The sequence below is a fragment of the Propioniciclava sp. genome (assembly GCF_029977985.1).
Taxonomy (GTDB): Bacteria; Actinomycetota; Actinomycetes; order Propionibacteriales; family Propionibacteriaceae; genus Propioniciclava.
Genome location: NZ_JARKOT010000139.1, coordinates 1 through 19,349, shown reverse-complemented (window position 1 = coordinate 19,349; position 19,349 = coordinate 1). Strand labels below are relative to the sequence as shown.

The window sequence follows — 19,349 nt, the reverse complement described above, 5'->3', positions numbered from 1 at the left end:
GGCGGGTGATTCGCCTCGCCAGGCCCTAGAGTGCCCGCATGAAGATCCTGAAGGTGCTCTTCGCCGGCGTGGCCGTCGCCGGAGTCGTCTACGCCGGGGTGCTGCTCGCCCAGTTCGCGCTCGACGCGCGCGAACTCGTGGGGGCGGCGGCCCGGTACACCGACCGGTCCATCCCGGATCCCTTCCAGTCCACCTCGTTCATCGCCGGCATCGCGGCCGCCGCCGGACTCGCGCTGGGGCTGGCCATCGGCCTGCCGGGGCGCACCGCGGGCCAGGTGCGCCGCGCGACGCTCGACGAGGCCAACGCCCGCCGCACCAACGAGATCGGCAACCGCGCCGTCGCCGCCGAGCGGACGGCCATCGACCCGGATCGCCCCGAGGCCCGATGAAACTCTCCGACGCTGACCGCATCGTCGTCACCACCTTCGACGCCGCAGGCGCGCAGACCGTCTCTTCGGAGTGGGTCGTCGAGGTCGACCACGACACGGTCGGCTTCTGGACGCCGCACGCCGCCCCGTGGGCCGAGCGGTTCGCGTTGACCGACGTCGTGACCCTGCAGGCCGCCGGCCGGGGCGGCAAGGCGTTGCGCGAGGAGCCGGTGCTCGAGGGCCGTGGACACCTGGTCGCCGAGGACGCCCCCGAGTTCGCGGCCGTGAAGTCCGCGATCCACGCGAAGTACGGCGCCGGGGCGAAGCTCGCCGGGCTGGTCGACAAGGCCTGGGAGTTGGGCGGGACGGCGTCCCCCGAGGGGGTCGTCGTCCTCCACATCGTCGGCTGATGCAGCCCGACCTCGCCCGCTGGCTCGTCTCGGACGACGCCCGTGCTGCCTTGCGCGCTGCTGCGGCCGAGGCCGACCCCGAATCGCTGGGGGCCGCGACCCGGCTGCGGGCGCTCGTCGAACCCGACCGGGCCGCCGCGGTGCTCACGCAGGTGGCGCTGCGGCGCCGGGCGCGGGCCAAGTTCGGCGAGCGGGCCGAGGGACTGTTCTTCACCCGCGACGGGCTGGAGCAGGCCACTCGGGCTTCCGTCGCCGCGCGGCGGGCGCGCCGCTTCGCCGCGCTTGGGGCAGCTGTGGTGGCCGACCTCGGCTGCGGCCTCGGCGCGGACGCGTTGGCGCTGATCGACGCGGGCATCGCCGCGGAGGCCGTCGAGCGGGACGAGGCGACCGCGGTGCTGGCGGCAGCGAACCTGGGGCGTCCGGTGGCGGTGGCCGACGCGCAAGCGTGGTGGGCCGAGCGGACGGCGTCCGGGCCGGACGCCGCGGGGTTGGGGGTGTTCGCCGACCCGGCGCGACGGACGGCGTCGGGCCGCTCGTGGCGGGTCGAGGACCTGAGCCCTCCGTGGCCGTTCGTGGAGTCGTTGCTGAGCGGGGGCCATCCTGCGTGCGTGAAGCTCGGGCCCGGCGTGCCGCACGACCTGCTCGAGGACGCCGTGGAGGCCGAGTGGGTCTCCGAGGGCGGCAGCGTGGTGGAGTGCGCGGTGTGGGCGGGTCCCGGAACCGTCGCCGGCCGGCGCGCGGCGGTGGTGGACGGGGTGGAGCTGGTCGCCTCCGGGCGGCCGCCGGCCGAGGTGGGCCCGGTCGGGGCGTTCGTCTACGAGCCGGACGGGGCCGTGGTGCGCGCCGGGCTGGTCGACGAGGTGGCGGGCCTGGTGCGCGGGCACCGGGTTGCACCCGGCCTCGCCTATCTCAGCGCGGACTGGGTCATGCCGACGCCGTTCGCGACGTGCTTCGCGGTGCGCGACGTGCTGGCCTTCGACGAAAAGGTGCTGCGGGCGTGGGTGCGAGCCGAGGGCGTCGGCGTCCTGGAGATCAAGAAGCGCGGTGTCGACGTCGACCCCGCCGCGCTCCGGAGGCGGCTGAAGCCGAAGGGGGCGGCGTCCGCGACCCTGATCCTGACGCCCACCCCGGACGGCGCCGTGGCGATCGTGGCCGACCGGGTGCGCTGAGGGCCGCGTTCGGGCAGGCACGCCGGTTGGGCGCACATACGCCGCGCAGACCCGGCGTTTCTGCGCCCAAGCGGCGTGTGAGCGGACCGAACCGGCGTTTCTGCGCCGAAGTGGCGTCTGTGCGCCCAACCGGCGCATCTGCGGGACCGAGCGGGCCTCAGCCCCGGGCGTGGCCCGCGGAACCCTGGTGGCCGCTGAGGGTGAACGCGAACAAGACGCAGGCGAGCAGCGCGGCCACGATGCTGCCGATGAGCTGGACGGTGTAGCCGCCCGTCATGTCGTACAGGACGCCCCACAGCGGCGACCCGATGGCGACGCCCAGCGGCATGGCGGCGATGCCGATGCCGATGAGGGTGTTGAACGCCCGCTCGCCGAACACCTGGCGCACGATCAGCGGCGCGACCACGGGGGACAGCACCGACGGCACGGCGAACAGGAGGATGCCGGCGAGCTGGCCGCCGTAGCCGGTCGTCAGCCAGAAGGCGAGCATGGCCCCGATCATGAGCGCCATGGACAGCAGGGCGGTCTGCAGGGCTCCCCACCGGTCGATGAGCGTGCCGAGCAGCAGGGTCGCCACGACGTTCCCGATGGCGAGGATGGAGATGAGCGAGCCCGCCGCGGTGAGATCGAGGCCGTTGCCCTCCATGAGTGGCGCGAAGTGCTGCTGGATGGCGTTCACGAGGTTGATCAGCAAGATGCCGAGCACGAGGGCAGCGAACCGCGGTGAGCGCAGCGCGTCTGCCGGCTCCATGCCAGCGTCGTGAGCTTCCTCGACGACATCCTCCCGGACGACCTCCTCCACGTCGTCGGTCGGCATCGTCTCGAGACCGTAGGGGTGCAGCCCGGCGTCGGCCGGCCGCGACCGCACGAGCAGCCCAGCCACCACGGCGATGGCCGCCACGATGCCGGCCGCCGTCCGGAACCCCAGCTGCCAGCCGCCTGTCTGCACCACCACGGGCAGCAGCGAGCCGGCGGCGATGCCGCCCAGGCCGCCGAGCGCCTGCATGACGCCCATCGCCATGCCCCGGTTCGCATGGAACCACGCGTTGACGATCATCGTCGCCGCCATCTGCGTCGACGCGAGGAACAGTGCCCCCGCGAGCGCGGCGAACGCGTACAGCATGCCCAGCCCGTTGACGAACGACACCCCGAGGAACATCGCCGCCGAGAACAGTCCGCCCACGATGACGAGTCGCCGTGCCCCGAACCGGTCGAAGAACGGCCCACCCACGCTCATCACGACCGCCGACACCGCGAACGTGATCGTGACGAACAGCATCACCTGGCCGAGCCCCACGCCGAGGTCGGCGGCCAGCGGCGGCAGGAGGATGCTGCCGCTCATGAAGAACAGCATCGCCGCGGCCACGAGGAGGCCGGCGCCCGCCAGGGCCATGGCGTGGCGCGCGGTGAAACGCTGCGTGGCGGCGGTCGGTTCCGTCATCGGTGTCCCTTCAGCGGCTTGGCACTCCATTAAATCCGATCCGTAGGGGTCAGCGGGAGGTTCGGTCCGCGCGTCTCGTTGGGCGATGTCCTCGGCGTCCGGCGACGCGATCCTGGACACCGCCGCTGCCCGTTAGCACTCAGGTTGAACGAGTGCTAACCCGGGTATATCGTCGACGTTGGCACTCGACACCCGAGTCTGCCAGCCCACGGCGGCACCGCGACGACGCCTGGGCGGCGCAACAAGTGAAGAATCCCGTCCGCCGACCGGCGGGCGATCGAACAAGGAAAGGGCACCATCGTGGCCGTCACGATCAAGCCGCTCGAGGACCGCATCCTCATCCAGCCCCTCGAGGCCGAGACCACCACCGCCTCGGGCCTGGTCATCCCCGACACTGCCAAGGAGAAGCCGCAGGAGGGCAAGGTCATCGCCACCGGCCCAGGCCGCATCGACGACAACGGCAATCGCGTCCCGCTCGACGTCGCCGAGGGCGATGTCGTCATCTTCAGCAAGTACGGCGGCACCGAGGTCAAGTACGACGGGAACGAGTACCTGCTGCTCAACGCCCGTGACATCCTCGCCGTCGTCACCAAGTAAGGACTGATCAACCCATGCCCAAGATCCTTCAGTTCGACGAGGAGGCGCGCCGCTCGCTCGAGCGCGGCGTGGACGCCCTCGCCAACACCGTGAAGGTGACGCTCGGCCCGAAGGGCCGCTATGTGGTGCTCGACAAGAAGTGGGGCGCCCCGACCATCACCAACGACGGCGTGACCGTCGCCAAGGAGGTCGAGCTCACCGATCCCTTCGAGAACCTCGGCGCGCAACTCGCGAAGGAGGTCGCCACCAAGACGAACGACGTCGCCGGTGACGGCACCACCACCGCGACCGTGCTGGCGCAGGCGCTCGTCCACGAGGGCCTGCGCGCCGTGGCCGCCGGGAGCAACCCGGTCGGCCTCAAGCGCGGCATCGAGGCGGCCGTCGAGGCCGTCAGCGACGAGCTCGCCGCCGTCGCCAAGCAGGTCGAGACGACCGACGACATGGCGAACGTCGCCACCATCTCGAGCCGGGACGAGGAGATCGGACGCCTCATCGCGGACGCCTTCGACAAGGTCGGCAAGGACGGCGTCATCACCGTCGACGAGTCCCAGACGTTCGGCACCGAGCTCGATTTCACCGAGGGCATGCAGTTCGACAAGGGCTACCTGTCGCCGTACATGGTGACCGACCCCGAGCGCATGGAGGCCGTGCTGGACAACCCGTACATCCTCATCAACTCGGGCAAGGTCAGCTCGATGAACGACCTCCTGCCCCTGCTGGAGAAGGTCATCGGCGCCGGTGGCACCCTGTTCGTCGTTGCCGAGGACGTCGAGGGCGAGGCCCTGTCCACGCTCGTCGTCAACAAGATCCGCGGCACCTTCACGTCGGTCGCCGTCAAGGCGCCGGCGTTCGGTGACCGCCGCAAGGCCATGCTGGAGGACATCGCCATCCTGACCGGTGGGCAGGTCGTCGCCCCCGAGGTGGGCCTCAAGCTCGACCAGGTGGGTCTGGACGTGCTCGGCCGCGCTCGCACCGTCGTCGTCACCAAGGACAACACGACGATCGTGGACGGCGCCGGTGATCCCGAAGCCGTCAAGGGTCGCGTGGAGCAGCTGCGCGCCGAGATCGCCCGCACCGATTCGGAGTGGGATCGCGAGAAGCTCTCCGAGCGGGTCGCGAAGCTCGCCGGCGGCGTGTGCGTCATCAAGGTGGGCGCCGCGACCGAGGTCGAGATGAAGGAGAAGAAGCACCGCATCGAGGACGCCGTGTCGGCCACGCGTGCGGCCATCGAGGAGGGCATCGTCGCCGGCGGCGGCTCCGCCCTCGTGCATGCGGGCCGCGTGCTCGCCGACGGCCTCGGCAAGTCCGGCGACGAGGCGGCGGGTGTCCAGATCGTCGCCAAGGCGCTGGGCGAGCCCCTGCGCTGGATCGCCGAGAACGGCGGCGTCCCCGGTTACGTCATCGTCTCCAAGGTGAGCGAGCTGGAGCCCGGCAACGGCTACAACGCGGCCACCGGCGAGTACGGCGACCTGGTCGCGGCCGGAGTCATCGACCCGGTCAAGGTGACCCGCTCCGCGCTGGCCAACGCGGCGTCCATCGCCGCGCTGCTGCTCACGACCGAGACCCTCGTGGTGGACAAGCCCGAGGACGAGGACGAGCACGGCCATCAGCACTGAGTGAGGCTGGATCTGGCCGGGCTCGACCCGCGGCTCCGCGGTCGAGCGATGCCGAGTCCACGCCATCGACGGACGGGCCCCGCACCCATCAGGGTGCGGGGCCCTTCCGCGTTCCGCGTGGCCGCCGGGATCGCCGGTCCGTGCCGTTCGGCGGAGCTGTGGCCCTTGTGGGGCCTTAGCTCTCGATGACCATCAGTTCACACCAGAGCACGTGTCGTGCACAATCGTGTGTGGAAACAGTGATCAATCTGATCAATCCCGGCCGCCGCGCAGGGGGCGATCTGGGCAGGAGGACCATGTGCACCCTGGACGACACCGACCGGCGCATCCTCCTCGAACTCGACCACGACCCGCGCATGACGGTGTTGCTGCTCGCGCAGCGGACGGGCTTGGCGCGAGGGACGGTCCAAGCGCGCCTGGACCGCTACCGCGCGGCGGGCTTGCTCCGGCTGGCCAGTACCCTCGTGCCGCCGTCGGCGCTCGGCCGCGGGCTGGACGCCACGGTCGCGGCCGAACTCGATCAGCACAGCCTGGACGCCGCCATCGAGGGCCTGAAGAAGATCCCCGAGGTGCTCGAGTGCCATGCTCCCGCAGGCAGCACCGATCTGCTCGTCCGCGTCGCCGCTCGCGACCCCGACGACCTGTACCGCGTGGCCGAGGAGATCCGGCTCTGCCCCGGCATCCTGCGCACGTCGACGAGCGTCTACCTGCGCGAGGTCATCGGCTACCGGACGCGCCCGTTGCTCCGGCAGGGCCTCCCGCCACGGGCCGGTGCGGGGGCGGCGCGGGAGGCGCAGCGACGGCGTCCGGACGGCCGATGAGGCGGCGCAGGAGGGTCTCGAACGGCCCTGGGCGGCCGGTGGACTCGAGCCACCACGCCAACCCGACCGACAGCAGCCAGACTCCCAAAGCGATGGCGAGCCCGCCGGTGGTGTTCACCTGGGTGCCCACACCGAACCCCCACGCTGCCAGAAGGGGTGCCATGACGAGCGACTGGGCCAGGTAGCCCGACAGGGACCGGCGGCCGAGGGCCGCGACGGGCGCCAGGCGGCCGGGCTTGGCGCCCAGGCGCAGCGCCAGCAAGGCGAAGGCGGCCGCATACCCGACCCCCGCGAACGGCCCCAGCGCATACATGAGCACGAGCGGGCCCCAGCCCACGGTGTCGGAGAGGGTCCAGACACCGGCGTGGACCAAGCCCATCGGGACGCCCCCTGCCCAGCCGATCAGGATTCCCCAGAGAGCGACGCGCCGGAGCAGCGTGCGGTGCGCCGCGGGGTTCTCCAAGACACCGTGTCGCGCTGCGAGCCAACCGAGCAGGACCATGGCGGGCACCGTGAGGCCGAGGACCACGCCCGGCGTGCTGACCAGCCACATGACGACGCGGAAGAGTGCAGCGATCGCGTAGTTCGACTGGCCCGACACGCTGTCGGCCATCGACCCGAACCAGTTCGTCTCCAGGCTCTGCGCCACTTCCGCGGCGAGCACCGGGTCGCTGGCCAACCACAGGCCGAGCCCGAGGGCGGTGGCGGCGGAGAGCAGGCCCCCGCCGAGCGAGAGCGCCGCGCACACGACGATCACGATGCGGATCGTCGCGTCCTTGGCGTTGAACAGCAGTGCCACGAGGATCAGGCCGGTCAGGCCGTAGGCGCCGAGGATGTCGCCGCCGAAGAGCAACAGGGCGTGCACGAACCCGAACAGCAGCAGCCACGTATGGCGTCGGTTCAGGGCGCGGCGGATCGCGCCCGGCGGCCAGCCGCGGCCCACCCTGCTGCGGGCGAGTTGGACCATCCCGTAGCCGAACAGCAGGGCGAAGAGGGGGTAGATCCGGCCATCGACGGCCACGGACATGAGGAACTGCAGCGCCCGGTCGAGCGGGCTCCCGTCGCGGGGGTGCGGTGAGTAGAGGGACGCGTCGTGGCCCCACAGGTAGTACGTGGAGTTCGCCGCCGCGATGAGCAGCAGCATGAAGCCCCGGGCCAGGTCGGGCGCCAGGGAGCGACCCGACGCCGCCGGTGGCCGGAACCAGGGCGGTGGGGGTGGGGGAGCGAAGGGGCCGGGAGCGAAGTGCGACGGTTGTGCTGGGAGGGCGGTCTGAGCGACCGGAGGGGGTGGAGCGGGCGGCGTGTGCGGGCGGTCGTCCGTCATGGGAACCACCCTAACCAAGCCGTCGGACACTCCTTCCGGGACCCCCACCGGCCCGCCGGTGCGGCTAGGTTGGTGGTCTCGGCTGCGCAAGGAGATCACGACACGATGAGCCCCCGACTGGGTTGGAGCCTCGCCGCCGGACTCGGCGTCCTCGGCAGTGCGCTGGTTGCGTGGGGCTCGGCGCACCCGGAGTTCGCGTTCGGTGGCGCCGGCTGGCCGGCTGGGTGGGTGAACGCCGTCGGACTCGCCGCCGTCCTCCCCCTCGACCGCATCGTTGTGGTCGTCGGCGTCGCCCTGCTCGGCTGGGTCTGGTGGCAACTCCGGCCCACCGGCGGTGCCCGGGGGATCGACCGACCCGGGTTGCTGCTGGCGCTCTGGTCGGTGCCGCTCCTGTGGTGCCCACCCGTGCTGAGCGCGGACGCGGTGCTCTATGCCGACTCCGGCTGGATCGAGAACGCCAACGGCTCGGTGTACCGCGACGGTCTTGCCAGCGCAGGCGGCCCGTTCGCACCGTACGTCGACCCGTTGTGGTCGGGCACAGGCGTCGCCTATCCGCCCTTGTCGCTTCTGGTGAACCAAGCGGTCGTGGCCTCGACCGGCAATGCCGCCTACGGGTCGGTGCTGGCGATGCGGCTCCCCGCGATCGCCGGTGTCGCCCTGCTCGCGTTCGCTCTGCCCCGGGTGGCCCGTCTCCTGTGGCCCGAGGAACCGGACGCCGCCGCGCGCGCCTGGTGGTGGGGGCTGCTCAACCCGCTGCTCGTCGTGCACTTCGTCGGCGGTGCCCACAACGACGCGCTCATGGTGGGCTGCTCGGTGCTGGCGATCTGGGTGGTGCTCGTCGGCGTCCGGCAACGCTCGGCCGTGCTGCAGTGGCTGGTCGCGCCGATGCTGGTGGGCGTCTCGATGGCGCTCAAGCAGCAAGCCGGTTTGACCGTGCTGGCCGTCGCCGGCCTGCCGATCCTGGCCGAACTCCAGCGCCTGCCGCTCGGGCGGCGAGTGGTGCGGCTCGGCGTCCGCACGCTCGGCGTGACGGCCGTCGCGGTCGCCACGTTCGTGGCGCTCGGGGTGGTCACGGGCAAGGGGTTCGGCTGGGTCGCGTGGCTGTCGCTCATGGGTGGGGCGGGCACGGTGGCGCCGTTCGCGATCCTGGGCCAGTGGGGCGGCGCCGGCCTCGCGGCCCTGGGTGTCGATCCGGCGGGGTTCCGCGCCGTGGTCGGCCTCGGGTCGAATGCCGTGCTGCTCGTCGCGCTCGCCTGGATCGTGGTCCGCTTCAGCGACCGGCCCGTCGCAGCCGTCGGCTGGGGGTCGCTGGCGGTCGCCGTGCTCGGGCAGGCGCTGCACCCGTGGTACGTGCCGTGGAGCCTCGCCCTCCTCGGTCTGGTGCCGCTCAGCCGCCGCCAGTTCGGCTGGCTCGCCGGGTTCACCCTCGCGTTCTTGGTCTGGAACGCCTTCCAGACCGTCGTGTGGCACGGCGTTCCCGCGCCGGCGTGAGAGGAGGCAGTCATCCCCACGTTCGCAGAACTGGACCGCATCACCGAGGACGAGTTGCGCAGGTCGGGCGGCCTGAAATGGGCGACGGACGAGGGTGCCACGGGCGCGTTCGTCGCCGAGATGGACTTCGGGGTCGCGCCGGCCGTCACGCGTGCCCTGCACGCCGCCGTCGACGAGGGCCTGTTCGCCTACCTGCCGCCGCGGTACAGGACCGGACTGCAGCGGGCGGCGTCGGCTTCCTCGAGCGCACCACCGGCTGGCACGTCCCTCCGGAACGCATCCACGAGATGCCCGACGTGATCGCATGCCTTCGGGCGGCCATCGAACACTTCTGCGAGCCCGGCGGTGCGGTCATCGTCCCCACGCCCGCCTACATGCCCTTCCTCTTCGTGCCGCCGGCGATGGGTCGGGCGGTCATCGAGGTGCCGATGATTGCGGACGCCGTCGGTCGCCCCTTCCGCCACGATCTGGCCGCCATCGAGCGCGCCTTCGACGCAGGCGGACGCCTCCTGATCCTCTGCAACCCGCACAACCCGACGGGTCGCGTCTTCACGCGTGCCGAGCTGGCCGCCCTGGAGGAGCTCGTGGACCGCAGGGGCGGGCGCGTGTTCAGCGACGAGATCTGGCTGCCACTGGTGTACTCCGGCCACACGCACGTCCCCTACGCGTCGATCGGGCCGGTGGCCGCCGGTCACACGGTGACCGCGACGGCGGCGTCCAAGGCGTTCAACCTGCCGGGCCTCAAGTGCGCCCAGCTGATCACGGCCAATGACGCCGACCAGGCCTCCTGGCTCGACGTGGGGATGCTCGCCATGCACGGGGCCGCGAACCTCGGCCTGGCGCCACCACCGCCGCCTACACCGAGGGCGGGCCATGGCTGGCCGACGTGCTCGCCTATCTCGAGCGCAACCGCGACGACCTCGAACGGTTCGTCGCCGAGCGGATGCCGCTCGCTCGCGTGACGCACGCCGAGGGCACCTACATCGCCTGGCTCGACCTGGGCGCCTACGACCTGCCCGCCGAGGTGCGCCCGCTCCTGCTCGAACAGGCGGCCGTGTCGTGCACGGAGGGCACGATGTGTGGCGCGGTGGGTGCCGGGCACGTGCGGTTCGTGTTCGCCCTGCCGCACCCCGTGATGCTGGCCGCATTGGAGCGTATCGCCGCCGTCCTGGAACAGGTGGGGCCGCGCCGCTGAGGCCGGGGTCCGCCGTCCTGGAACGGGTGGGGCCGCGCCGCTGAGGCCGGGGTCCGCCGTGCCTCGGGAGCCCACGGAGACTGTCCGGGGCGGGGGATACACTGGCCGCTCACGGTCGAGAAAGAGGTGCTGCGCCGCATGCCGTTCGAGGATCTGACCCCTGCCGGAGTCCCTGAACCGTTCGTCCCGCTCGGCCTGACGTTCGACGACGTGCTGCTGCAGCCCAACGAGTCCGACGTGCACCCTTCCGATGTGGACACCTCCACGCGGGTGTCCCGGCGCATCACGCTGAAGGTGCCGCTGCTGTCGGCGGCGATGGACACGGTGACCGAGTCGCGCATGGCTATCGCCATGGCCCGTCAGGGCGGCCTCGGCATCCTGCACCGCAACATGAGCGCCGAGGAGCAGGCGGGTCAGGTCGACCGGGTGAAGCGCTCCGAGGCCGGCATGGTCGACCAGCCGATCACCACCACGGTCGACGCGACGATCGGCGAGGTCGACGAGATGTGCGGCCGCTACCGCATCTCGGGCCTGCCCGTCGTGGACGCCGACGACAGACTCGTCGGCATCATCACCAACCGCGACATGCGGTTCGAGGACGACCCGAACCGCCCGGTGGGCGAGGTCATGACCCGCATGCCGCTCGTCACCGGCCATCCCGGGATCGCCCCCGACGAGGCGTTGGCGCTCCTCGCGAAGCACAAGATCGAGAAGCTGCCTCTCGTGGACGCCGACGGTCGCCTCACGGGCCTCATCACCCTCAAGGACTACGTGAAGTCCGACAAGTACCCCCTCGCCACGAAAGACCAGCACGGACGCCTCCGCGTCGGTGCGGCGGTGGGCACGTTCGGCGACGCCTGGGAGCGCGCCATGGGGCTCGTCGAGGCGGGCGTCGACATGATCGTCACCGACACCGCGCACGGCCACAGCCGCGCCGAGATGGAGCTCATCGCCCGGCTCAAGGCCGAGCCGAGGGCGTCCGGGGTGGACATCGTGGGCGGCAACATCGCAACCTTCGAGGGCGCCAAGGGCCTGATCGAGGCCGGCGCCGACGGCGTCAAGGTGGGTATCGGGCCCGGCTCGATCTGCACCACCCGGGTGGTCGCCGGCGTCGGCGTGCCACAGGTGACAGCGATCTACGAGGCCGCGCGGGCCGCGAAGGCGGCCGGTGTGCCGGTGATCGGCGACGGCGGGCTGCAGTACTCGGGCGACATCGCGAAGGCCATCGTGGCCGGCGCCAACGCGGTGATGCTGGGGTCGCTGCTGGCCGGGTGCGAGGAGAGCCCGGGCGAGCTCGTGTTCATCAACGGCAAGCAGTTCAAGAGCTACCGCGGCATGGGCAGCCTGGGCGCGATGAAGGCACGGGGGCGCAGCGGCTCGTACGCGTCCGATCGCTACTTCCAGTCCGCGGCCACGACCGACGACAAGTTCGTGCCGGAGGGCATCGAGGGTCAGGTCGCCTACCGCGGCCCGCTCGCCGCCGTCGCGTACCAACTCGTCGGTGGGCTGCGTCAGTCCATGTTCTACTCCGGCGCCCGCACGATCGACGAGTTGCAGGCGAAGGGCCGGTTCGTCCGCATCACGGCGTCCGGGCTGCGCGAGTCGCACCCGCACGACATCCAGATGACCGTCGAGGCACCCAACTACTCGTCCAACCGGTGACGGCCGGGGACGCACCGCAGAGGAGACTGACTTGATCGAGATCGGCCGCGCCAAGCGCGCGACGCAGGTGTACGGCTTCGACGACATCGCGATCGTGCCCACGCGGCGCACGCGGTCGCCCGAGGACGTGCGGCTCAACTGGACGATCGACGCCCTCACGTTCGAGTTCCCCTTCATGGCGGCACCGATGGACTCGGTCATGTCGCCCGAGACGGCGATCGCGTTCGGGCGCCTCGGCGGGCTCGGCGTCCTCAACCTCGAGGGGCTCTGGACTCGCTACGACGACCCCGAGCCGCTGCTGGAGGAACTGGCCGCCATCGAGAACGGCGGGGCTGCCACCCTGCGCATGCAGGCGCTCTACGCCGAACCCATCAAGCCCGAGCTCATCGCGGCGCGCATGAAGCAGATCCGGGACGCCGGCGTCCCGGTCGCCGGTGCGCTGAGCCCCCAGCAGACGCAGGAGTACGCGTCGGCGGTCGAGGCGGCCGGGGTGGACTTCTTCGTGATCCGGGGCACGACGGTGTCGGCCGAACACGTGTCCAACGACGCCCAGCCGCTCAACCTCAAGGAGTTCATCCGCAAGCTCGACGTGCCGGTCATCGTCGGCGGCTGCGCCACCTATCAGGCGGCCCTGCACCTCATGCGGACCGGCGCCGCCGGCGTCCTCGTCGGGTTCGGCGGCGGCGCGACGGGCCGCACCCGGCACGTGTTGGGCGTCGAGGTGCCGATGGCGTCGGCGATCGCCGACGTGGCGGCCGCGCGGCGCGACTACATGGACGAGTCGGGTGGCCGCTACGTGCAGGTCATCGCCGACGGGGCGCTCGGCCGGTCGGGCGACATCGCGAAGGCGATCGCCTGTGGCGCGGACGCCTGCATGGTCGCGACGCCGCTGGCCCGGGCCGCCGAGGCGCCCGGACGCGGCTGGCACTGGGGCCCCGAGGCCTGGCACCCGCGACTGCCGCGCGGCGAGCGGGTCCGGATGGGCCGGGCGGGCACGCTGGAGGAAGTCCTGCTCGGGCCGTCGCACACGCCGGACGGCACGATGAATCTCGTCGGCGCGTTGCGGAAGGCGATGGGCACCACCGGTTACACCGAGGTGAAGGAGTTCCAGCGCGTCGAGATCGTGGTCCACGCCTGAGGACGTCGTGGGCCGCCGGGGGAAGGTCGTCGCGTGGGTGCTGGCCGTCCTGCTCGCGGCGAGCGCCGGCGTGGCCACGTGGTGGTTCGCGTTCGAGCCCGGCCAGCGGGCGCGTGCGACGGCTGAGGCCGTGGCGTCCGCGTTCGCGTCGGGCGTGGCCGACGACGCCATGTTCACCGAGCCGGCGGCCGAGCGGCTGTCGAGTGTCTACGGCGGGATGGGGGATCTGCGGCCGACAGTGACCCTCACCGACCTCGTGCCCGTCGACGGGAGCGCCCAGACCGCGCACCTGCACTTCGAGTGGGTCATCCACGAGGGCAAGCAGTCGTGGGCGTACGACACCACCGTCGCGCTGGCGCGCGCGGACGGACCGAACTGGAAGGCGGTGTACACCCCGGCGTCCGTCGCGCCGACGCTTCAGGAGGGCGAGACGCTGCGCGCCAGCCGGCTGGCCGCCACGCGGGGGGAGATCGTCGGCCAGGGCGGGCTGTACCTCGCCTACAACCAGCCCGCCTACCGCGTCGGCATCGACAAGACGCTGACGGACCAGGCGACGGCGGAGGCGTCCGGCGCCCGGCTGGCCGAGCTGATGGGCATCGACGCCGACCGGTTCGTGGAGCGCATCCGCGGGTCGGGGCCGCGGGCGTTCCTCGAGGCGCGCGTGCTGCGCGCCCAGACGCCGGATGAGGCGGCGCTGGCGCAGCAGGCGCAGCGCTGGATCGGCGTCCGGGTGATCGACACGACCCGTCCGCTGGCGCTCAGCTCGTCGTTCGCGCGGCCGGTCCTCGGGGTGGTGGCCGAGGCGACGGCGGAGCAGGTGGACGCGTCGGGAGGGTCGGTCCGCGCGGGCGACCTCGTCGGACGCGGCGGGCTGCAGGAGGCGCGCCAGCACGTGCTCGGCGGCACGACCGGGTTCGTCGTCGAGAAGGTGATGACGAACCGGCAGGGGCTGGAACTCTTCCGCGTGGACGCCCTGCCCGGAGCGCCGGTACTGACCACGATCGACGTGGGGCTGCAGGAGGCCGCCGAGGCGGCGCTGGCGGGGGTGGCGTCCGCGAGCGCGGTCGTCGCGATCCGGCCGTCGGACGGGGCGCTGCTGGCCGTGGCGTCGGGGCCGGCGTCGGAGGGCTACTCGACGGCGACGCTCGGCCAGTATGCGCCGGGCTCGACGTTCAAGATCGTGACCGCCCTGGCGATGATGCGCGCCGGCGCGACGCCCGACACGCTCGTGCCCTGCACCGACGGCTCCACCGTCGACGGCTACCGCTTCGACAACTGGGAGGGCTACCCGGCCACCGAGCTGGGAGACGTGCCGCTGCGCACCGCGTTCGCCCACTCGTGCAACAGCGCCTTCCTCGCGCAGGCGCGCTCGCTCACGCCCGAGCAACTGGCGGACGCCGCCGGCTCCCTCGGCCTCATCGTCGAGAAGAACCTTGTCGTGGGGGCGTTCGCCGGGCAGGTGCCCACGGACGGGACGACCGTCGAGCAGACGGCGGCGTTCATCGGGCAGGGTCGGGTGCTCGCGTCGCCGTTGGGCATGGCGACGGTGGTGGCGTCCGTGGCGGCGGGGCACACGGTCGATCCGGTACTGGTGGTCGAACCGGGCCGCGTCACGCACGCGCCGGCCACCCCGCTGACGCAGGACGAGGCGTCCGTGTTGCGGGGGCTGATGCGTGGGGTGGTGACCACCGGTACGGGGACGGCCCTGCAGGGGCTGGGTGGCGAGCCGGCGGCGAAGACGGGCACGGCGAGCTGGGGGAGCCCGGTGCGCTACCACGGCTGGGTCACGGTGATCCAGGGCGATCTGGCGCTGGCGGTGTTCATCGAGGACGCCCCCGGCGGCTCCGCCGACGCCCTCGCCGTGGCGCAGCAGTTCCTGACCGCCGCCCGCTGAGCTACGCGCGCCTCGACCCGCTCAGCTGGCCCGCGAGACGACCACCGGGCCGCCGACGGCGACCTCGCCCGGCACGATCACCGACAGGTAGACCGCCAACGACGTGTCCCGCTCCTCGCCCAAGGGCTTCAGGAGCCCGCGCTCGGCCGCCGCGCCGTCTTGCGGCACGTCGACCATCCGGCACCGCACCATGCGCTCGGAGACCTCGAACCGCGCGGACCCGATCGCCAGCGTGGCGCCCACCCACGTCTCCTCCACGAAGGGCTCGTCGGTCTCGACGAGGAGGTTCACCCGCAGGCGGCGCGGGTCGGCGTCCAACCCCCACCGCTCGGCGCACCAGGCGAGCGACGCCGTCCCCACCAGCGACACCTGGCCGCCGTCCTGGTGCCGGACCGCACCCTCCGGCAGGACCCGGACCGGCGTTCCCAGGTCTGCGGTCAGCGCGGCTCCAACGCCGCCTCGCCCACGGACCACTCGCCTCCCGGCCCACGCACCCGGACGCCCTCGGCGTCCGTCCGTGCCGCGTAGCTGAACACCTCGTCGTGACGCCGGAAGCGGCGGCTGTTCTTACCGGTGGCGATCTTGCCGTCGGCGTCGGTCACCGCGAACCAGCGGTCGCCCACGAGCCCGCGGGCGTCCACCTCGACGTGCTGCAGCGACTCTCCGCCCATGGCCTTCACCGGGTACCGCCGCACGGGGATCACACGGGACTCGGTGACCACGGGGGACGCAGTGACCGCGCGGGGTTCCATGACCGCAGGGTACGCCGTCGGGTGGGAGACGCGGCGCTCAGGCCGGCACGGAGGCGTCCGCGTCGAAGAGGGCGCGGGTGGAGCGCTCCTGCTCCGGCGACGACCAGCGCACCCGCTCCAGCGCGGCGAAGGACTCCTCGATCACCCGCTCGAACCCGACGCGGCTGATGAGCCGTCGCTCGTACGCCAGCCGGGCGGCGCCGACATAGGTGTCGACCAGGTGGATGCGCTCGCCGCGGAGGCGCCCCCGCTCGTCTTCGGGGGTGTGCACGACGTCGTGGATGAACACCAGGTCGAGGACGTGCTCGAGCCGCTGCCACAACTGCTCGCCCACCTTGATGTCGGCCTGCCCCGAGTCGCCGATGAACACCAGCCGGTACTCGGGGAACAGCGCGTGGTAGTGCTGGATGTTCGCGATCTTGCGACCGGCCATCAAGTCGAGGGTGAACATGGCCTGCACGGTGCCCGTGAGCACCGAGTGCTGCGCGATTCCCGCACGCCGCAGCGACGCGCGTGCGTAGTTCTCGATCAGCCCGAACGCATCCCCGGGGCGTGCGGTCACGAACGTCAGATCGCCCATCGAGAACGGCTCGTCGCCGGGGCCGCGGTCGAGGGCGTCCAGCAGTGCCAGGATGCCGGGATAGATGGTCCCGCGCGGGTAGCGCCGGTCGTGCAGGGCGCACACGACCGTATCGTCGATGTCGCACAACACCTTCGCCTCGGCCGCCTCCAACCCGGACGCCTCGGCCGCGATGTGCTCCAGGATGTCCGCTCGCAGCGCGGGGCTCTTGACGTCGGCGTACACGAGACCTTCCAGGTCGTGGGCGTCGGTGCGCATGTTCATCGCGTTCTTGAGCCTGGTCAGCTCGAGCCCGCCCGCGCTCCAGAAGATCTCCCGGATGGCCAAGGCGTCGGCCACGGTCGTCCAGCCCGCCTGCAACCCGTAGGCGAGGTTCGCCCGCGCCTGGATGCCCAGTTCGCCCAGCCTCCCCACCAGGAGTTCGCGCACGGCGTCCCGGTTGCGTGCCCCGAACGCATAGTTGTCGAGCGAGCCGATCAGGACGGCCGCATCGGTCTCCGTCAGGATCTGGTCCAGTTCACGCCCGGACGCCGTTCGCAGCAGGGCGAGCACCTGCGCTTCCTCGGCCGGGTCGGTGCGGCCGCGGAGGAGGCGTTGCAGGAGGGTGGGTTCGGACGCCATGGGGGCCACCCTAGCGACCAGGCCGGACGCCGCCGGTCACGATCCCAGCGCGGACATGGCGTTGACGACGACGGCGATCACGGTGGTGTTGAACACGAACGCGATGATGCCGTGCACGGCGACGCGGCGGCGCATGAGCGAGCCGCGGACGGTGACGTCGGTCGTGCCGAACGTCGTCGACACCGAGGTTGCGAAGTACAGGTAGTCGTCGATGCGCGCGCCGCGGAGTCCGTCGGCGGCTTCGGGGTAGTCGAGCAGCGACCAGCCGTGGCGGGCGTCGGTGCGCACATAGTCCAGCGTGAACGACACCAGGATCGTCAGCCAGCTCGCGGCGACGAGCACGACCGTTCCGAAGACGAGGACGACGTCGGTCGTCCGTTCCACGACGAGCAGGACCGAGTAGAACAGTGCCAGGAACGCGACGAGCACGGCCAGCCCTGCGCCGGGTTCGAGGAGCAGGAGGTAGCGCCGCACCCAGGAGGCGTCGCGTGAGGTCTCCGCCCACCGTGCCAGCCGCTCCCACGGTTGCCGGAGCAGGACGAAGGTCACCGCGAGGTACGAGAGCAGGTACAGCGCCAGCCAGGCGAGCGAGAGTCGTTTGGCGAACACCTCGCCCGCCTCTGGCGGCGTCGTGCCGACGACCACCACCGTGGCCACCACCAGCGCCAGGACGCTCGCCGCCGCCGACCGGCGCCACTCTGAACGCAGCAGCCACCACAGGGCACGGTCGAGGGTCGCGGGGGTTTGACTCATGGCTCCCGATTCTGGCAGACGCCGCGCCCGGCGTCCGGCAGGCTCAGCCCTGCCGGACCAGCAGTGCTCCCGCCTGGATGCGGACACGCAGGTCGGCGACGACGCCCACCACGTCTCCGTCGAGGTGCAGGGGCGTCGGATGGTCGGGGACGGCCCAGACCGTCCGGGCGGTCCCGTACCGCAGCGCCCCGACCTCGCGCGAGTGCTTGAGCAAGCCCTTCGCGGCCACGGACGCCCACTGCGTCGGCGACTGCAGGGGCACCTCGAGGGTGTCGAGGACGCCGTCGTGCGGCGACGCGGTGGCCACCACCCGCACACCGGCCGGGATGGCGCCGCAGTTCGCGACGATCAGCGTCCACGTGCGGATGCGCCGGGCGGGCGTCATGTCGAACGAGACGCGCATGTCGAGGGGCCGCTCGCGCAGGCGCGCCACGCCGGCGGTCAGGTAGGCGAGCCAGCCGATGCGGTCCTTGTTCTTCGGGTCGGTGGCGTCCACGGTCGCCGCGTCATGGCCGACTCCGGCCATGACGAGGAACGGCTGTTCGCGTGACGGCGCGGCGACCGCGCCGGCGGCGTCCGTGGCGCGCCAACTGGCCCAGGCGACATCCGTGGGCGTGCCGCCGGGGGTGAGGGCCCGCCGGACGGCGAGGCGCAACACGCGCGTGCGCAGGCCGAGGTTGTGAGCGAACAGGTTGGCGGTCCCGATGGGAAGGATGCCGAGCTCGACGCCCGACCCGGCGAGCGCCCCGGCGACCTCGCGGACCGTCCCGTCGCCGCCCCCGACGATGACCGTGCGGGCGCCGCCGGCGAGCGCTTCGCGTGCCTGGGGGCCGCCCGCGGCGTCGAGCGTGGTGGTGACGATGTGCGGCATGGGCAGCCCGGATGTCTCACAGCCGGCTAGGACGGCGCGGCGGGCGCGCACGTAGTCCTTGCTCTTGGGGTTGAGGATCACCCAGAGCGGCGAAGTCGGTTCGGGGTCAGAGAACGGATCGTTGTGCCCTGCCACCGTTCCATTGTGCCCTCCGCCCGGTGTTCGCGCCGGGACCAGCGGTTAGGGTGTGCCCATGAGCGACGTCCCGCCCGAGTTGGCCGCGCTGCGGGCCAGCATCGACAACCTCGACTCCGCTCTGGTCAGCCTGCTCGCCGAGCGGTTCAAGATCACCCAGCGCGTGGGCGTCCTCAAGGCGACGCGGGGGCTGCCGCCCGCCGATCCCGACCGGGAGCGTCGCCAGATCGAGCGCCTCCGCCGGCTGGCCGACGAGGCCGGGCTCGACCCCGAGTTCGCCGAGAAGTTCCTCACCTTCATCGTCACCGAGGTCGTGCGGCACCACGAACAGATCGCCCGCGACCGGGAGCCCTGAGCCCTCTCAGGCCGAGCGGAACTCGCGCACGAAGTTCGCCAGGATGCGGCTCGGCACGTCGTCGACGCCGGCGGTGCGAGCCTCCTCGATGAGGTCGTCCATCTCGTCGGGGTGGAAGTAGCCGTGGTGGGCGTAGATGCGCATCCGCTGCACGAG

At 72.0% G+C, this 19,349-nt stretch carries 21 protein-coding genes; 14 read left to right on the top strand and 7 right to left on the bottom strand.

Going from position 1 to position 19,349, the window contains the following annotated elements; all coding sequences use genetic code 11:
- Nucleotides 1-38: 38 nt before the first annotated feature.
- Genes Q1K57_RS08590 through Q1K57_RS08580 form a run of 3 tightly spaced genes read left to right on the top strand, consistent with a single transcriptional unit; the run spans nt 39 to nt 1,947 of the window.
- Nucleotides 39-389, top strand: a complete 351-nt coding sequence (locus Q1K57_RS08590) for a hypothetical protein (protein WP_300081007.1) — start codon at nt 39-41, stop codon at nt 387-389.
- Nucleotides 386-778 carry a hypothetical protein gene (locus Q1K57_RS08585; RefSeq protein WP_300081004.1) on the top strand — a complete coding sequence of 131 codons (393 nt, stop codon included), beginning with the start codon at nt 386-388 and terminating at the stop codon, nt 776-778. The genes Q1K57_RS08590 and Q1K57_RS08585 overlap by 4 nt, the downstream gene beginning before the upstream one ends.
- Nucleotides 778-1,947, top strand: a complete 1,170-nt coding sequence (locus Q1K57_RS08580) for a class I SAM-dependent methyltransferase (RefSeq protein ID WP_300081001.1) — start codon at nt 778-780, stop codon at nt 1,945-1,947. The genes Q1K57_RS08585 and Q1K57_RS08580 overlap by 1 nt, the downstream gene beginning before the upstream one ends.
- Before the next feature lie 157 nt (nt 1,948-2,104).
- Here Q1K57_RS08580 and Q1K57_RS08575 read toward each other — a convergent pair whose 3' ends face one another.
- On the bottom strand, nt 2,105-3,388 hold the full coding sequence (locus Q1K57_RS08575; RefSeq protein ID WP_300080998.1) for an MFS transporter: 1,284 nt from the start codon (nt 3,386-3,388) through the stop codon (nt 2,105-2,107).
- Nucleotides 3,389-3,688: 300 nt separating this feature from the next.
- Here Q1K57_RS08575 and groES point away from each other — a divergent pair, with 300 nt between their 5' ends.
- From groES to Q1K57_RS08560, 3 genes are all read left to right on the top strand, one after another.
- The gene (gene groES, locus Q1K57_RS08570) at nt 3,689-3,985 is read left to right on the top strand and encodes a co-chaperone GroES (protein WP_300080995.1); all 297 of its coding nucleotides are present in this window, start codon (nt 3,689-3,691) and stop codon (nt 3,983-3,985) included.
- A gap of 14 nt (nt 3,986-3,999) precedes the next feature.
- Nucleotides 4,000-5,601: a chaperonin GroEL gene (groL, locus tag Q1K57_RS08565; RefSeq protein ID WP_300080992.1), complete on the top strand. Its 1,602-nt coding sequence runs from the start codon at nt 4,000-4,002 to the stop codon at nt 5,599-5,601.
- A gap of 296 nt (nt 5,602-5,897) precedes the next feature.
- Nucleotides 5,898-6,422: an Lrp/AsnC family transcriptional regulator gene (locus Q1K57_RS08560; RefSeq protein ID WP_300080989.1), complete on the top strand. Its 525-nt coding sequence runs from the start codon at nt 5,898-5,900 to the stop codon at nt 6,420-6,422.
- Here Q1K57_RS08560 and Q1K57_RS08555 read toward each other — a convergent pair.
- Nucleotides 6,319-7,746: a DUF418 domain-containing protein gene (locus tag Q1K57_RS08555; RefSeq protein ID WP_300080985.1), complete on the bottom strand. Its 1,428-nt coding sequence runs from the start codon at nt 7,744-7,746 to the stop codon at nt 6,319-6,321. The two genes, Q1K57_RS08560 and Q1K57_RS08555, sit on opposite strands and share 104 nt — an antisense overlap.
- Before the next feature lie 105 nt (nt 7,747-7,851).
- Between Q1K57_RS08555 and mptB the strand changes: the two genes are divergently transcribed.
- The 7 genes from mptB to Q1K57_RS08520 all read left to right on the top strand — a co-directional run bounded on the left by mptB (nt 7,852) and on the right by Q1K57_RS08520 (nt 15,126).
- A complete protein-coding gene (mptB, locus tag Q1K57_RS08550) occupies nt 7,852-9,237 on the top strand; it encodes a polyprenol phosphomannose-dependent alpha 1,6 mannosyltransferase MptB (RefSeq protein ID WP_300080982.1) in 1,386 nt (461 codons plus the stop codon).
- A gap of 54 nt (nt 9,238-9,291) precedes the next feature.
- Complete coding sequence (locus Q1K57_RS08545) at nt 9,292-9,537, top strand: hypothetical protein (protein WP_300080979.1); 246 nt, start codon at nt 9,292-9,294, stop codon at nt 9,535-9,537.
- Nucleotides 9,525-10,199 (top strand): aminotransferase class I/II-fold pyridoxal phosphate-dependent enzyme, encoded by a 675-nt coding sequence (locus Q1K57_RS08540; protein WP_300080976.1) that lies wholly within the window; start codon nt 9,525-9,527, stop codon nt 10,197-10,199. Before Q1K57_RS08545 ends, Q1K57_RS08540 begins: the two co-directional genes overlap by 13 nt.
- Nucleotides 10,124-10,432, top strand: a complete 309-nt coding sequence (locus Q1K57_RS08535) for a hypothetical protein (RefSeq protein WP_300080973.1) — start codon at nt 10,124-10,126, stop codon at nt 10,430-10,432. The genes Q1K57_RS08540 and Q1K57_RS08535 overlap by 76 nt, the downstream gene beginning before the upstream one ends.
- 138 nt (nt 10,433-10,570) lie before the next feature.
- Nucleotides 10,571-12,094 carry an IMP dehydrogenase gene (gene guaB / locus Q1K57_RS08530; RefSeq protein ID WP_300080970.1) on the top strand — a complete coding sequence of 508 codons (1,524 nt, stop codon included), beginning with the start codon at nt 10,571-10,573 and terminating at the stop codon, nt 12,092-12,094.
- A gap of 31 nt (nt 12,095-12,125) precedes the next feature.
- Nucleotides 12,126-13,232 carry a GuaB3 family IMP dehydrogenase-related protein gene (locus tag Q1K57_RS08525; RefSeq protein WP_300080968.1) on the top strand — a complete coding sequence of 369 codons (1,107 nt, stop codon included), beginning with the start codon at nt 12,126-12,128 and terminating at the stop codon, nt 13,230-13,232.
- A gap of 7 nt (nt 13,233-13,239) precedes the next feature.
- The gene (locus tag Q1K57_RS08520) at nt 13,240-15,126 is read left to right on the top strand and encodes a penicillin-binding transpeptidase domain-containing protein (RefSeq protein WP_300080965.1); all 1,887 of its coding nucleotides are present in this window, start codon (nt 13,240-13,242) and stop codon (nt 15,124-15,126) included.
- Between the two features lie 21 nt (nt 15,127-15,147).
- Here Q1K57_RS08520 and Q1K57_RS08515 read toward each other — a convergent pair whose 3' ends face one another.
- Genes Q1K57_RS08515 through Q1K57_RS08495 form a run of 5 tightly spaced genes read right to left on the bottom strand, consistent with a single transcriptional unit; the run spans nt 15,148 to nt 18,838 of the window.
- The gene (locus tag Q1K57_RS08515; protein WP_300080962.1) at nt 15,148-15,600 is read right to left on the bottom strand and encodes an MOSC domain-containing protein; all 453 of its coding nucleotides are present in this window, start codon (nt 15,598-15,600) and stop codon (nt 15,148-15,150) included.
- Nucleotides 15,564-15,878: an MOSC N-terminal beta barrel domain-containing protein gene (locus Q1K57_RS08510; protein WP_300080959.1), complete on the bottom strand. Its 315-nt coding sequence runs from the start codon at nt 15,876-15,878 to the stop codon at nt 15,564-15,566. The genes Q1K57_RS08515 and Q1K57_RS08510 overlap by 37 nt, the downstream gene beginning before the upstream one ends.
- A 37-nt stretch (nt 15,879-15,915) precedes the next feature.
- The gene (locus Q1K57_RS08505; RefSeq protein WP_300080957.1) at nt 15,916-17,079 is read right to left on the bottom strand and encodes a phosphatase domain-containing protein; all 1,164 of its coding nucleotides are present in this window, start codon (nt 17,077-17,079) and stop codon (nt 15,916-15,918) included.
- Between the two features lie 36 nt (nt 17,080-17,115).
- Nucleotides 17,116-17,832, bottom strand: a complete 717-nt coding sequence (locus Q1K57_RS08500) for a DUF1345 domain-containing protein (RefSeq protein WP_300080954.1) — start codon at nt 17,830-17,832, stop codon at nt 17,116-17,118.
- 43 nt (nt 17,833-17,875) lie between these two features.
- Nucleotides 17,876-18,838: a diacylglycerol kinase family protein gene (locus Q1K57_RS08495; protein ID WP_300080951.1), complete on the bottom strand. Its 963-nt coding sequence runs from the start codon at nt 18,836-18,838 to the stop codon at nt 17,876-17,878.
- Between the two features lie 58 nt (nt 18,839-18,896).
- Between Q1K57_RS08495 and Q1K57_RS08490 the strand changes: the two genes are divergently transcribed.
- A complete protein-coding gene (locus tag Q1K57_RS08490) occupies nt 18,897-19,193 on the top strand; it encodes a chorismate mutase (RefSeq protein ID WP_300080948.1) in 297 nt (98 codons plus the stop codon).
- The last annotated feature ends 156 nt before the right edge of the window (nt 19,194-19,349 follow it).

Coding starts and splice junctions, on each gene's coding strand:
- Q1K57_RS08590 (WP_300081007.1), top strand. CDS start 39: ATGAAGATCCTGAAGGTGCTCTTCGCCGGCGTGGCCGTCGCCGGAGTC.
- Q1K57_RS08585 (WP_300081004.1), top strand. CDS start 386: ATGAAACTCTCCGACGCTGACCGCATCGTCGTCACCACCTTCGACGCC.
- Q1K57_RS08580 (WP_300081001.1), top strand. CDS start 778: ATGCAGCCCGACCTCGCCCGCTGGCTCGTCTCGGACGACGCCCGTGCT.
- Q1K57_RS08575 (WP_300080998.1), bottom strand. CDS start 3,388: ATGACGGAACCGACCGCCGCCACGCAGCGTTTCACCGCGCGCCACGCC.
- groL (WP_300080992.1), top strand. CDS start 4,000: ATGCCCAAGATCCTTCAGTTCGACGAGGAGGCGCGCCGCTCGCTCGAG.
- Q1K57_RS08560 (WP_300080989.1), top strand. CDS start 5,898: ATGTGCACCCTGGACGACACCGACCGGCGCATCCTCCTCGAACTCGAC.
- Q1K57_RS08555 (WP_300080985.1), bottom strand. CDS start 7,746: ATGACGGACGACCGCCCGCACACGCCGCCCGCTCCACCCCCTCCGGTC.
- mptB (WP_300080982.1), top strand. CDS start 7,852: ATGAGCCCCCGACTGGGTTGGAGCCTCGCCGCCGGACTCGGCGTCCTC.
- Q1K57_RS08540 (WP_300080976.1), top strand. CDS start 9,525: ATGCCCGACGTGATCGCATGCCTTCGGGCGGCCATCGAACACTTCTGC.
- guaB (WP_300080970.1), top strand. CDS start 10,571: ATGCCGTTCGAGGATCTGACCCCTGCCGGAGTCCCTGAACCGTTCGTC.
- Q1K57_RS08510 (WP_300080959.1), bottom strand. CDS start 15,878: ATGGAACCCCGCGCGGTCACTGCGTCCCCCGTGGTCACCGAGTCCCGT.
- Q1K57_RS08505 (WP_300080957.1), bottom strand. CDS start 17,079: ATGGCGTCCGAACCCACCCTCCTGCAACGCCTCCTCCGCGGCCGCACC.
- Q1K57_RS08500 (WP_300080954.1), bottom strand. CDS start 17,832: ATGAGTCAAACCCCCGCGACCCTCGACCGTGCCCTGTGGTGGCTGCTG.
- Q1K57_RS08490 (WP_300080948.1), top strand. CDS start 18,897: ATGAGCGACGTCCCGCCCGAGTTGGCCGCGCTGCGGGCCAGCATCGAC.